Raw genomic sequence first — 13,621 nt, 5'->3', positions numbered from 1 at the left:
AAAAATCCATTATTTTTAATAATTAACAGTTAAAGGTAGTTAATAATTGAATTTTTAGGAAAAGTGCTATAGGAAGATAATTAAAATAACTAAAAATATTTTATGGTAAAATAGAATTGAATGATTCAAAATGACTTATCGAAATATGATAATAAATAATGAATTAATCTTCATCAGGTACTTTAGCATCCCGATTCATATCAGGCTTTTTCAATTTAGATTTTTTAGAATTGGAAAAATTAATAAAATCTGGAGATGGATCAGAGTCCTGATCATTAACAGTAGGATTAGAGTTGTTTTCAACTCCCAATTTATGATTTTTAAATATTTTATTGACAAACTCTTTAAAGGTATCAAAATCCACCTCGTAAGAAACCCCTACACCTTGTGTATAACCAATTCCTTGTCCGATGTAATTAATATCATTTTCCTTATTAAAAAGACGCAAATTCATCGTTCCATCTTCATTTACTCTATAAAGTACTTCAACATCTCCTACAATTGCTGATTCATTGATTCCTCCAAAAGGAACTCCTACTTTTCCATTAATAGTAATTCTTTCATTTATTTTTGATGAAATGGTAGCTATAAATCTTCCGTCGGTTTCTCTTCCAATTCTTTTATCTGCAGAAACAAAATTGAATCCAACTTTAAATTTCTCATTATCAGTGCGTATTATACCACCTAATAAACTTGTAGCAGTTTCAAACAAACTTCCAGAAAAATCAGATTGATTAACTCCCTCCGGACTTAAAAAACCTCCTGAAGACAATAAATATAAAGCTTGAGTCTGCCTTACATCTTTATCATTTAATTTGTATTGAATTTCAGATTTTAAAACATTGCTGACTGTTGGGAATTCAATATTAAAATCAGGTTCCGGACTAGTTAAATCTCCGCGAACACCTATTATAACTTCAACCGGTACTTTTGAGTTAAAGGACGAATTTTCTAAAAGTACAGCAGGATTTGCCGTCGTTTTATACACCGCTTCTAAATTTAATTGGGCTTTCATTGGATTTCCTTCCCAGGTAATGGATCCGCCTTTTTTTACTATGAACTTCTTATCGATCAGTCCGCCATATTTAAAGTTATAGCTTCCTTCATACGCCTGGAAATCTCCCCACATATTAAATTTACCTAATGTATTTATCTTAAATAATAAAGATCCGAAACCTTTCCCTTTCATTCCGTGCCCCGTGTTTCGATCTAAAATTACTTCTACTTCGGCATCAGGGGTTATATCTAAATCAAATTCTAATTCGAGTCCTTTATAATTTCTGGTATCCTCAAAGATCCCTTTTTCGATATTATACTTTTCCTTTGGAGTAACAAAATGAATAAAACTATTATCGCTGACACTTTGGGCATTATTAATTGGAATTTTGATGCTCGTTCCTTTTTCAGATTTTGCATCCACTTTTATAAAAAGTCCATTTGTGGGCCCTTTTATGGTTGCGGTACCGTCAATGAATGCAGTGCCATAATAAGCTGCATCATCGCTGTCTTTTGTATCTAATGCTAAAAGTCTTTTTGATTTTATAGTTAAGTCTAATTTCCAATCCGAAAAATTTTTATGCTGAATACTTCCGTTTAAAGATCCTTTTGTACCATATTTACTATCTGTGAGCGTATTATCTCTAAACAAAAACCGTTCATCAGAAAGGTCAATTATAGTTCTATCATTCAATGCATAATCTACATTCAAATACGGAATAGTCAATCCGGCATTGTCAACATAAAGGCGACCATTAATATCAGGCTTTTTAAGATTTCCCTGAATAGTAGAATTTCCCGAAACAAAACCTCTGATATTAGACAAAACAGTACCGCCAAGAGAGCTTAACGTACCCAAATTAAATTTATCGAATTTTAATTTTAAATCAAGAACTGTTTCTTTATTAACGATTTCAAAATTTCCATTAGCATTAAAAGACTCAATATTTTCATTTTCAATATTGGAATTAATGGTGAATTTTTTAAAGTTTTCATCTCCTTCTATATTAAAATTTAGCAGACCTAAATCTGTTTTGTTTACATTTAAATGATCAATTTCAATTGAAGCTGTAGGCTGATAAACATTTTTATTTTGCTTGTAATGTACTTCCCCATTAATATTTCCATCAAAAACAAACTTCTCATTTTCGGGCGTTATCTTATTTAAATCAACATCCTTAAAACTCAATTTTAAATCTTTGTAGGAAGGTCCATTTAAATCTCCCATTAATGATATTGCCTGATCTTCATGCGACAATATTATATTATCGATATTGAAATTTTTAAATTCCTTATCAAAAACAATTTGATTATCTGGTGTTTCTTGCTCATTCAAAAACCATAAATAATCTTTAAATTTAACTTCTGATTTACTAATTCCAACCACATTTTTATTGTTCTTATTGATGGTATGGTATAAATTCAGATTAAAGTAATCCTCTCCTTGATTTCCTCCTTTAAATTCAGAACGAAAGAATAAAGTATCTTTCATTGTTACATTAATCAAACTAAAATCTCGTATTTTGTAATACTTGGTTTTTATACTATCCAACTCAATATAAGCATTGTAAAGAGGGTTTTTATTATCGACAGAAATTCTGATGTTATCAAACGTATTTTCTGAAGCTTTAATCTGCGGTGAATTAAAATTAAGCTTAAACTCTTGATTATCTGAGTTAATATTTCCTTTTACAATAGTATTAGGTCCGATTGATATTTCCGGATAAAATATTTCAATAATTTTATTATAAATGGTAAAATCAAATTTAAGAAATTGTCCTTTTTTAACTTTAGTGGGTTTGTAATTTGTATAAAGACTTCCTAACGAATTAGTTATCATATTTTTTAACTGGCTAAACTCGTATTTACCAATAATTTCACCCTCCATAACGTCTGGAGATTTCACCACTATAGTTCGCACTCGATTTTGATCAAAACTTGATTTTATTGCAAAATCATCAAAATTATAGGTTCCTTTTACATTTTGATACGAGGTCTTATTGATATACAAATCACCCTGCAGATTCTCAATAGTATTTCCTGAGGCCTGAACCACAACATCCCCTTTAAAAATAGATATAGAATCTTTTACAAAATTTAATTTGTGTAGATCTGCATTTTCAACATTTATATGAAAATCATACCTGCTGTCCTTTTTACTTAAATCCAGTAAGCCATCAAAAGTCATACTTAAATTAGGGTCATTTACGGAAAGTTGTCCTTTATAATTTGGCATTTTAAAAGTACCATTTACAACAACATTATTATACGTGTAATTGTTATAATCAATTTGGGTGACATCACCCTTTACCGAAGTGTCTAAATATTTTTCTTTAAAACCTTTTCCATCGACGTCTAAATCAAAACTTACTCTCCCAATGTCTTTTCTTTCAAATAAAGTACCAATATCAAAATCTTCTAAAACAACATTTCCAATATAAGACGCTTTATCAATGACGTCAATATTTTTCATCTGCAAATTAGAGGTTACTTTCCCCAATTCTGTCATCATGGAAAAATCAGCATCGATTGTCCTAGTCGTAATATGAGTAGAGACAACGGCAGTAAATTTCCCTAATTTTTTTAGTGTAGTTGGCAACTTTTTCCCAAGAATGTCCGGAAGTATAACTATAAGATTATCGTAACTGGAGGAAAGTTTATCAAATTTACCGTACATATAAAATCCATGCTCTTTGTTTGCAAATAAATTCTTGAAATTTACATCTCCTATTATCTGAGTATTTTTAGAATCAATTAATTTTAACTTTGTTATTCTTAAATCATTCAGGGTTCCTTTGATATTTGCCTTTGTAAAGAAATGTTGGTTTTTCCCTAATTCTTTATAAAAAAAGCGAATGTCATTTGACGCTATTGAAGCAGTATCCAATTTTATATTAAACTGAACTTTATCAGTAAAATTGGAGAAATCTTCTATTTTATAATTTAAATATACCGTTCCTTTTAACTTCGACCCCCTGGTTAATAAATCCAAGTTTTCAAGCTTAATGCTCTTTTTGGAATAACTGAATTTTGAACTTAAATTTTCAACATATAAGCCGCGATGATCCAAAAAGGACATTTTGTTGATTGTGGTAGTAACATCGGGGCCATACAATTGAAAATTAGTTACAGCGGCATTCAATTTAGTAAAATTAACTGATACTGGAGTTTCGCGGTTTTCATCAGTCAAAATAAAATGTCCGTTATAAACGTGTAGTTTAGAGGATTTTAATAAAAAATGCTTTTCTGATTTTTTTCCTGTTTCAAAAGCAGCGATAAACTTTTCTATATTTGATTGCTTTTCGTTTTTATACGTTTTCAAATTAAAAAGTAATCCATCTAGACGTAAGTCACCAAAAATCAAATCGCCGTCTAATAATTTTTTACCTTCTAAAATAGTAGTTTTGATTCGATTTGAATAAATCAAAGTGTCTTGATGATGATCTAGAATTAAGACTTTTTTAAACTTAATACCACCAAAAACCGATATAGCAACTTCATCAATTGCAATATTGGTTTTAAAATCTTTATTAAGGCTTCGTACAAAATATTGCGCTATTTTCGTTTGAACAAAAGGAGTGCTCAACGTAATACCAAGTACCAATAAAAGTAGGATAAGTCCAAGTATAGAACGAAATACTATTTTTCTTAATTTTTTGATACTCCTTTATTTTTTTAAATTTTATAAAATTTGATTTTGCTTTTGGAAACAGCATTCCTTTAATAAAAATTCTTTAATTTTGGCTCCGCCGTAAAAATAAATATTTTAAAATCGGTTCGTCAAATATAAATCAAAATTTGTGCCTTTTTATGCAAAATCCTGAGGTTTTTATTCTTGCCATCGAAAGTTCATGTGATGATACAGCTGCCGCTATTTTACAAAACGATAAAGTCTTGTCGAATGTTATTGCCAATCAGCTAATTCATACCCAATATGGCGGTGTAGTTCCTGAACTTGCTTCTCGCGCACATCAGCAAAACATAGTTCCGGTAATTGACGCTGCGCTACGTAAAGCAAATATACAAAAAGAACAATTATCAGCAATCGCATTTACCCAAGGACCAGGATTGATGGGGTCACTGCTTGTTGGGAGTTCATTTGCAAAATCATTAGCATTAGCTTTGAAAATTCCTTTGATAGCTGTAAATCATATGCATGCTCACATATTAGCACATTTTATTGATGAAGAGGGATTTGAAAAACCCACTTTTCCATTTTTGGCCTTGACAATTAGTGGAGGTCATACCCAAATTGTAAGAGTGAATGATTTTTTTGACATGACTATAATAGGAGAAACCACCGATGATGCCGTTGGCGAAGCTTTTGACAAGAGTGCAAAAATACTAGGTCTGCCGTACCCTGGCGGCCCTTTGGTAGATAAATACGCTCAATTAGGAAATCCAAAAGCATTTGTTTTTACAAAACCAAAAGTTCCAGGATTAGATTTTAGTTTTTCGGGATTAAAAACCGCTATTTTATATTTTATTCAAAAGAAAACGCTTGAAAATCCAAATTTCATTGAAGAGAATTTGAATGATATTTGTGCCTCGATTCAATTTACAATAATTGAAATTTTGATGGATAAATTAAAATTAGCTGTAAAAGAAACTGGAATAAAAAAAATTGCAATTGGAGGAGGAGTTTCTGCCAATTCAGGAATTCGAAAAACATTAAAAGAAACAGAGAATAAATATGGATGGAAAACATTTATTCCTAAATTTGAATACACTACGGATAATGCTGCAATGATTGGAATTGTAGGTTACCAAAAATTTTTAACTGAAATTTTCGAAACTTCATCTGTTGTTTCGAAAGCAAGAATACAATTCTAAATTATGCAATTATTTTACAATATAAATATTGACGAAACCACTGAAAACTTTTCTTTTGACAAAGAAGAAAGTAAACATATTATAAAAGTATTACGAAAAAAAGATACTGATATTCTATATGTTACCAATGGTTTAGGTTTATTATTTAAAACCGAAATTACTTTAGCTTCTGACAGTAAATGCACAGTGAAAATTATTTCTTTCGAAAAGTCAGCACCTTCAAAATATCATTTGCATTTAGCCGTTGCTCCTACTAAAATGAATGATCGATACGAATGGTTTCTTGAAAAAGCAACTGAAATTGGCATTCATGAAATCACTCCTATTATATGTGACCGTTCGGAACGAAAAGTAATTAATACCGAACGATTTGATAAAATAATATTGACTGCAATGAAACAATGCAATCAGTTATATCTTCCAAAACTGAATAGTGCCATGACTTTCAGAGAGTTTGTAAAACTTAAAAATGAAGGTTTACAATTAGTTGCTCATTGTGAAGAAACGGATAAAAAAACATTAAAATCTGTTTTAGTGCCAAATGAAAATATTACAATTCTGATAGGTCCTGAAGGTGATTTTTCTGAAAAAGAAATTGAAGCTGCAATAGAAAACAATTATATTCCTGTTTCTTTAGGAAACACCCGATTACGAACTGAAACCGCTGCCATTGTAGCTTGTCATAGTGTAGTTTTTGTAAATGAAAATTAATAATTAATAATTTCCTGAAATAATTATGAAAAAAATATTTTACATAGTATTGCTAGTATCTATTTCTTCATTTTCACAGGAAATAGCATTATTAAAGTATAGTGGCGGTGGAGATTGGTATGCTAATCCAACTTCATTGCCCAATTTGATAAAATTTTGCAACGCCAATATAAACACTAAAATAAAACCTAAACCAGAAACTGTCGAACCAAGCAGTCCAGATTTGCTTTCCTACCCATTTGTTCACATGACGGGACACGGAAATGTATTTTTTAGCGATAGTGATGTAATTAATCTCAGAAATTATTTATCATCTGGTGGTTTTCTCCACATTGATGATAATTATGGGATGGATCAATATATTCGAAAAGAAATAAAAAAAATATTCCCTAATAATGATTTAGTTGAAATTCCAGCAAATCATGTAATTTTTCAAAGGCCATATCTTTTTTCTAGTGGATTACCAAAAATACATGAGCATGATGGCAAACGACCACAAGCTTTTGGACTATTTTTAGAAAATAAATTAGTGCTATTCTATACTTATGAATGTGATTTAGGTGATGGATGGGAAGACCCTGAAGTACATAACGACCCTGTCGAAGTTCGTGAAAAAGCCCTAAAAATGGGTGCTAATATTATAAATTATATTTTTAATTATTGATTAAGTACCTGCCATAAAAAAGGAAAAAATCATTTTACATAGTACTAACCACCACCACTTTTTTAAGTAAAAGTTATTATTTCAGATTAGTTGAGCTACTCGAAGAATCTTTCGCAGTACTTGATTTATTATCTAAATTAAAATGAAGGATATACTTTCTGAAACCAAAGTCAATTCAGGTGTAAAAGAAATTCATTCCCCAAAAAATGAAGTATAAAAACTCTTTAATACTTACAAAAATCGACGATTAAATACCTAGAATTTCAAATCAAACGAAAAAATCAAAAAGGAGTCGTAAATACCTTGTAAAATGATATCACAAATAATTAAAACCGTATTTTATTTGTTTTAATCAACTAATTGTTATAAAGTTGTGAAATAATTAACCAAAACCAATATTTTATAACAAAAATTATGAAGAAAATTTTTTTAACTGCAACTGCATTTTTAATGCTATTCTCTTGTCAGAATGACACAACTGAAACAACAACTTCAAATGCTACCGCAATCACAAAACGCAGTTGTGCATCGCAAGATGTACTAGCTGCACAATTGAAGGCTGATCCAACTTTAGCTTTACGAATGAACCAAATTGAAGCTTACACTCAAAATGCAATACTAACGAATCGTTTAGTAAATGGAAAAGTTGAAATTCCAGTCGTTGTCAATGTATTGTACAGAACAACTGCCGAAAATATTTCCAGCGCACAGATACAATCGCAAATTGATGTCTTAAATAAAGATTTCAATGCAACAAACTCTGATTTCAATCAAGTTCCCTCTTTATTTGCAGGTGTAAAAGCAAATGTTGGAATTACATTTGTATTAGACCAAGTAATTAGAAAATCAACAACTAAAACTTCATGGGGAACAACTGATACTATGAAAAAAACAACTTATGGAGGAATTGCGCCTACTTCACCTACTACGAAACTCAATTTGTGGGTTTGTACAATTGGTGGTGGAATATTAGGATATGCACAATTCCCTGGAGGTGCATCTTCAACTGATGGTGTAGCTATTGACTCAAAATATGTTGGATTATCTGGAACTGCAAATGCTCCTTACAACTTAGGAAGAACTGCAACTCATGAGATAGGACATTGGATGAATTTACGTCATATTTGGGGTGATGCTAATTGTGGAAGTGATCTAGTATCTGATACACCAACACATAACGATGCAAATTATGGTGTTCCTGCATACCCACATTACAGTACATGCTCAGGAACTCCAGTAGAAATGACTATGAACTATATGGACTATACTGATGATAGAGGAATGTATATGTTTTCAAATGGACAAAAATCAAGAATGGCTGCTATATTTTTATCAGGTGGTGCCAGATATGGATTTGGAATATAATTTAGATTATGGATTGAAAGATTACAAAAACCGCTAGTATTAGCGGTTTTTTTTGTGAAGTTAAGTGAACTTGCGTACTATAAAATCTATATTTTCTATTATTTATTCCTGATTTTAATCCAGGATGTTTAGCGTTTCTTAAATAATTAATTCATTTTTAATTATTTAAGTAAAAATTGTTGTTCATTATTAATTGTAAGATTAAGCATCCTAATAAATAAAATTAATTACGAAAACGATATAGTAGATAAATTTTTATTTTAGATATATTTTTTTTATTCAAAAAATTGTTATAGAATTGTATAATTATTAACCAAAATGACTGTTTTACAACAAGTAACCCTAATTCATTATGAAAAAAATTCTTTTAACTGCAACGGCATTTTTGATGCTTTTCTCTTGTCAAAATGACCAAACAGAATCAACTGCTGCTTTAACAAATGCAACAGCTCGTCGTTCATGTGCATCTCAGGATGTTTTAGCTGAACAATTAAAAGCTGATCCTACATTGGCTTTGAGAATGAACCAAATTGAAGCTTTCACACAAAAATCAATGCTAACCAACCGTTTGGTAAATGGTAAAGTGGTGATTCCGGTTGTAGTAAATGTATTATACAGAACTGCTGCCGAAAATATCTCTGATGCTCAAATACAATCACAAATTGATGTATTAAACAAAGATTACACTGCTACAAACTCTGATTTCAGTACTACTCCTGCCGAGTTTGCTGGTGTTGCTGCAAATATAGATATCACTTTTGAATTAGTAAAGATTAATAGAAAATCAACTACTAAAACTTCATGGGGAACAAGAGATGCAATGAAAAAAACAAAACAAGGTGGTTTAGATCCTACAACACCTACAACGACACTAAACATGTGGGCATGTACAATTGGTGGTGGAATCTTAGGATATGCTCAATTTCCAGGTGGCACATTAGCGACTGATGGAGTTGTAATTGATTCTAACTATTTTGGTTTATCAAGTGCTGCTAGCTATCCTTATAACTTAGGAAGAACTGCCTCTCATGAAGTAGGTCACTGGATGAATCTTCGTCATATTTGGGGAGATGCCTCTTGTGGTGATGATTTAGTTTCTGACACTCCAGTGCACAAAACTTCAAACTTTGGAGTACCTGTATATCCTTACGTAAGTACATGTTTACCTGCTCACAATGAAATGACAATGAATTACATGGACTACACTGATGATAGAGGTATGTATATGTTTACTAATGGTCAAAAAGCTAGAATGACTGCTTTATTTGTTTCAGGTGGAGCAAGAGCAGGTTTCGGAATATAATTTTTTTTTATATTATACAATTAAAAACTCGCTACTTATTAGCGAGTTTTTTTTTGACATGTTTAGAGCATCATCTTCCTTTCATGATAGTGTAGCATAATTTGAAGCTAATAAATTTAATTATAGTTCTTACTGGTGAAGCTAGAGCTAGTTTAGGCATATCATTTTTTAAATTTTTGAATGCAAAACTGCCGAGTTGTTAGCGAGTTTTTTTACCTTTATATCCTAAAAAACATAAATGATAACATCAAAAATTGTAGCTAATGGAATTTTAAGAGCAACAGCTGCTGTTGTTTTAATCGCTTCAGTACTTTATTTTCTGTATCAGATTCAATCGGTACTGATTTATCTGATAGTAGCATTAATTCTTACTCTAATCGGAAATCCAATTTTAGATTTTTTTAAAAGAAGATTAAAATTCAATCATACGTTCGCTACAATTGCAACTTTGTTTCTATTCATTCTTATTATTGCTGGTTTTATCATGATGTTTATTCCTTTGATATTATCTCAAGGTCAAAATTTATCTCTTTTAAATACCGCAGAAATTGAAAAAAGTATAGTCAAATTACTCAATCAAATTTCCGTTTTCTTAGAAAGTCATCAGATAGATTCATCAAAAATGTTAAAAGAAGCAAATATTACTTCTAAAATAAATTTTAATCTCATTCCTAATTTTTTAAATGCAATTCTTGGAACGATAAGTAGTTTCGGAATCGGACTTGCTTCTGTCTTATTTATCACTTTTTTCTTTTTGAAAGATAGAACCTTATTCATATTAGGAGCAAAAAAATTAATACGCGACAATCATGAGGATCAAATTTTGAATTCTTTAGAAAAGATAAATTACTTGTTATCGCGTTATTTTATTGGTTTATTAATTCAATTATTTATAGTTTTCCTTTTATATATCATCGTTTTGCTGATTTTTGGGATTCCAAATTCAATTGTAATTGCATTTCTATGTGCAGTCTTAAATATCATTCCCTATATTGGCCCATTAATCGCCTCCATTTTAGCTGCAATTCTAACCATGATTAGCAATTTAGGCACTGATTTTCAATCTGAAATATTACCTACTACACTATATGTATTATTAGGTTTTTGGATCGTTCAAATTATTGACAATAACATATCTCAACCTGTTATTTTCTCTAAAAGTGTAAGCTCTCATCCATTAGAAATATTTCTTGTGATATTAATGGCTGGATTTCTGTTTGGAATTTTAGGAATGATCATAGCGGTTCCTCTTTACACTATCCTAAAAGTAATAGGTAAAGAATTTTTCCCAGAAAATAAAGTGATTCAACTGCTAACTAAAAATATTTAATTTTGGATATAAATATTTTAAATTCTGAAATTCAAGAATTTATACAAAAATATATTGGAACCTCTATTTCAAAATTAGCATTACAAAAAAATCCTTTTCCAAAAGTGGAATGGATTTCAATTTTGAATCAAATAGAAGCAAAAACAAAAGCTAAAGACAAACTACCAACTTGGTTTTCGACAAATAATATTATTTACCCTGCTAAAATTTCAATTGAGCAAACTTCGTCCGAAAAAACAGCTTTGTACAAATCTTCTATTGTTTCTGGAGCTAGTTTAATCGATTTGACGGGCGGTTTTGGTGTAGATGATTATTATTTTGCAAAAAAAATAAAAACAGTTGCGCACTGCGAAATTAATTCAGATTTATCAAATTTGGTACAACACAATTTTCAGCAATTGGATGCAAAGAATATCAATTGCTATTCAGGGGACAGCTTAGCAACTTTAATAGCATTAAACAAAAAATGGGATTGGATGTATATCGATCCTTCAAGAAGGAATAATGCCAAAGGCAAAGTTTTTATGCTTAAAGATTGTTTACCTAATGTCCCCGAAAACATTGACTTTTATTTTAAGAATTCAGATTCAATTCTAATAAAAACAGCCCCATTACTCGATATTTCGGCAGGTTTATTGGAACTTAAAAATGTTAAAAACATTCACATTGTAGCTTTAGAAAATGAAGTAAAAGAGCTGCTGTGGGAATTACATAAGGGATATTCAGGAGCGATTATTATCAAAACAGTCAATATAAATAAGGATAAAACAGAAACTTTTGAATTTATATTAAACGAAAAATTGGAATTACCCCATTTTAGTTTACCTCAAAAGTATTTGTATGAGCCCAATAGCGCCATTATGAAATCAGGAGGGTTTGACGAAGTGAGCAGTTTTTTTAAGATTAACAAACTCCATAAATTTTCTCATTTATATACCTCCCAAGGATTAATAGATTTCCCAGGAAGAATTTTTGAAATTTTACATACGCTACCGTACAATAAAACAGAAATAAAAATACATTTAGAAAACAAACAAGCCAATATAACGACTAGAAATTTTCCTGATACCGTGGAAAGTATTCGAAAAAAATGGAAAATAAAAGATGGAGGAAATGTTTTTTGTTTTTTTACAACCGATGAAAATAATCATAAAATAGTTTTAATTTGCACCAAAATAAAATAAAAATGAAACAACTAATTGCAATCACTTTATTCTTCATAAGCTTTACTTCTTTTGCTCAAAAACCATGTGAGTTCAATGTAGATGTTACTGATTCTATCGGAACTTATAAATCAACTAAAGAATATATCATTTCCGAGCAAAATTTTGCAGGTAATACCAACTATATCTTTTTTTCAATAGCTTTAACAGATGGATTACCTACCTTGAATGTTCAGACGCTTCAAAAAAGTAAAGGATTCTTAAAAGCCAATTGTTTTGACAAAAATTCGAAATTATTTTTACTATTAAATAACGGAAAAATAATCACCTTAATTCATATTGACGAAGAAAATTGTGGCTCTTTGATTCGGGATGACAAAAATTTTGACAATCGAGTAATTACAGGCAGTTTTATGTTTCTAAAAGACAGCTTTGAAGAATTAAAAAAATCCCCTGTATCGTTACTAAGAATTAAATATTTAACCGATACTGAAGATTACGTGATCAAAAAAGAATTTACTTCTGAGTTAAATAATGTGGTTTACCAACCTGAAAAATTCTTTATTAATACCATCCCATGCATAGAATAATTAGTCACAATTCCATTTGACATTTGACACCTTATCAGTCAATCCTGATTTAAAATTATAGTGCCACCATTCAGAATCAATGGAGTTAAAGTTAGCTTCTGACATTATTCTTTTTAACAACAGTCGATTTTCTTTGATCTCTTGGGATAAGTCAGCATAATTGTGACTCGCTTCTTTGCCAAAAAAATCGAAAGGAGTTCCCATTTCTAATTCTTTTCCATTGCTGTCGACTAGAGTAATATCAACCGCCCCGCCCCTATTATGAATTGAACCTTTACTTGGGTTAGCCACATATTCTGGATTGGAAACAATCTTCCACATTTTTTTCTGAATATCTAAAGGCCGGTAACAATCAAAAATTTTAATTTTGTAACCCTCTTTTATGGATGATTTACTGGCCTTAATCAATGCATTCACCGTTTTTAATCGAAGAAAACATTCCCCACAATCATATACTTTTGCTTTCAAGAAATTATTGGTTGTTGCATATTTCATGTCATACACGAAATCTTGACTATAATTTTTTAAATTTACGAAGGTAGTATCATTAATTAAGATAATTTTTTCTTCCATTTTAATGCTTACAGCTTGTGATTTACAGGAAACAATACAAAAAAACAAACAAAAAGGTATAATTGATTTTAAATAGGAAATCATAATTATTAT

General features: G+C 30.4%; 10 protein-coding genes. 8 read left to right on the top strand and 2 right to left on the bottom strand.

Annotated elements, in window-relative coordinates; genetic code table 11:
* Positions 1 to 163: 163 nt before the first annotated feature.
* A complete protein-coding gene (locus C4S35_RS10585) occupies positions 164 to 4,600 on the bottom strand; it encodes a translocation/assembly module TamB domain-containing protein (RefSeq protein ID WP_244175249.1) in 4,437 nt (1,478 codons plus the stop codon).
* A gap of 206 nt (positions 4,601 to 4,806) precedes the next feature.
* Here C4S35_RS10585 and tsaD point away from each other — a divergent pair, with 206 nt between their 5' ends.
* The 8 genes from tsaD to C4S35_RS10545 all read left to right on the top strand — a co-directional run bounded on the left by tsaD (position 4,807) and on the right by C4S35_RS10545 (position 12,955).
* Positions 4,807 to 5,829 (top strand): tRNA (adenosine(37)-N6)-threonylcarbamoyltransferase complex transferase subunit TsaD, encoded by a 1,023-nt coding sequence (gene tsaD, locus C4S35_RS10580; protein WP_104000137.1) that lies wholly within the window; start codon positions 4,807 to 4,809, stop codon positions 5,827 to 5,829.
* A 3-nt stretch (positions 5,830 to 5,832) separates the two neighbouring features.
* Positions 5,833 to 6,540 (top strand): 16S rRNA (uracil(1498)-N(3))-methyltransferase, encoded by a 708-nt coding sequence (locus tag C4S35_RS10575; RefSeq protein ID WP_104000136.1) that lies wholly within the window; start codon positions 5,833 to 5,835, stop codon positions 6,538 to 6,540.
* Between the two features lie 25 nt (positions 6,541 to 6,565).
* Positions 6,566 to 7,204 (top strand): DUF4159 domain-containing protein, encoded by a 639-nt coding sequence (locus C4S35_RS10570; protein ID WP_104000135.1) that lies wholly within the window; start codon positions 6,566 to 6,568, stop codon positions 7,202 to 7,204.
* Between the two features lie 414 nt (positions 7,205 to 7,618).
* Positions 7,619 to 8,569, top strand: a complete 951-nt coding sequence (locus tag C4S35_RS10565) for a zinc metalloprotease (RefSeq protein ID WP_104000134.1) — start codon at positions 7,619 to 7,621, stop codon at positions 8,567 to 8,569.
* A 352-nt stretch (positions 8,570 to 8,921) separates the two neighbouring features.
* Positions 8,922 to 9,872 carry a zinc metalloprotease gene (locus tag C4S35_RS10560; RefSeq protein WP_104000133.1) on the top strand — a complete coding sequence of 317 codons (951 nt, stop codon included), beginning with the start codon at positions 8,922 to 8,924 and terminating at the stop codon, positions 9,870 to 9,872.
* A gap of 238 nt (positions 9,873 to 10,110) precedes the next feature.
* Positions 10,111 to 11,202, top strand: a complete 1,092-nt coding sequence (locus tag C4S35_RS10555) for an AI-2E family transporter (protein ID WP_104000132.1) — start codon at positions 10,111 to 10,113, stop codon at positions 11,200 to 11,202.
* A 2-nt stretch (positions 11,203 to 11,204) separates the two neighbouring features.
* Positions 11,205 to 12,386, top strand: a complete 1,182-nt coding sequence (locus C4S35_RS10550) for a THUMP-like domain-containing protein (protein ID WP_104000131.1) — start codon at positions 11,205 to 11,207, stop codon at positions 12,384 to 12,386.
* A 2-nt stretch (positions 12,387 to 12,388) separates the two neighbouring features.
* On the top strand, positions 12,389 to 12,955 hold the full coding sequence (locus C4S35_RS10545; RefSeq protein ID WP_104000130.1) for a hypothetical protein: 567 nt from the start codon (positions 12,389 to 12,391) through the stop codon (positions 12,953 to 12,955).
* Here the strand turns inward: C4S35_RS10545 and C4S35_RS10540 are convergent, their stop codons facing one another.
* The gene (locus C4S35_RS10540; protein WP_244175248.1) at positions 12,956 to 13,528 is read right to left on the bottom strand and encodes a M15 family metallopeptidase; all 573 of its coding nucleotides are present in this window, start codon (positions 13,526 to 13,528) and stop codon (positions 12,956 to 12,958) included.
* Positions 13,529 to 13,621 lie beyond the last annotated feature (93 nt).

Source organism: Flavobacterium urumqiense (genome assembly GCF_900108015.1).
In the GTDB taxonomy this organism is placed as follows: Bacteria; Bacteroidota; Bacteroidia; order Flavobacteriales; family Flavobacteriaceae; genus Flavobacterium; species Flavobacterium urumqiense.
Note: the sequence above shows the minus strand (reverse complement) of the source record. Positions and strands in the feature narration are given on the sequence as shown.

Bases quoted from the DNA above. Each gene is read 5' to 3' on its own strand.
- tsaD (WP_104000137.1), top strand. From the start codon at position 4,807: ATGCAAAATCCTGAGGTTTTTATTCTTGCCATCGAAAGTTCATGTGAT.
- C4S35_RS10575 (WP_104000136.1), top strand. From the start codon at position 5,833: ATGCAATTATTTTACAATATAAATATTGACGAAACCACTGAAAACTTT.
- C4S35_RS10570 (WP_104000135.1), top strand. From the start codon at position 6,566: ATGAAAAAAATATTTTACATAGTATTGCTAGTATCTATTTCTTCATTT.
- C4S35_RS10565 (WP_104000134.1), top strand. From the start codon at position 7,619: ATGAAGAAAATTTTTTTAACTGCAACTGCATTTTTAATGCTATTCTCT.
- C4S35_RS10560 (WP_104000133.1), top strand. From the start codon at position 8,922: ATGAAAAAAATTCTTTTAACTGCAACGGCATTTTTGATGCTTTTCTCT.
- C4S35_RS10555 (WP_104000132.1), top strand. From the start codon at position 10,111: ATGATAACATCAAAAATTGTAGCTAATGGAATTTTAAGAGCAACAGCT.
- C4S35_RS10545 (WP_104000130.1), top strand. From the start codon at position 12,389: ATGAAACAACTAATTGCAATCACTTTATTCTTCATAAGCTTTACTTCT.
- C4S35_RS10540 (WP_244175248.1), bottom strand. From the start codon at position 13,528: ATGGAAGAAAAAATTATCTTAATTAATGATACTACCTTCGTAAATTTA.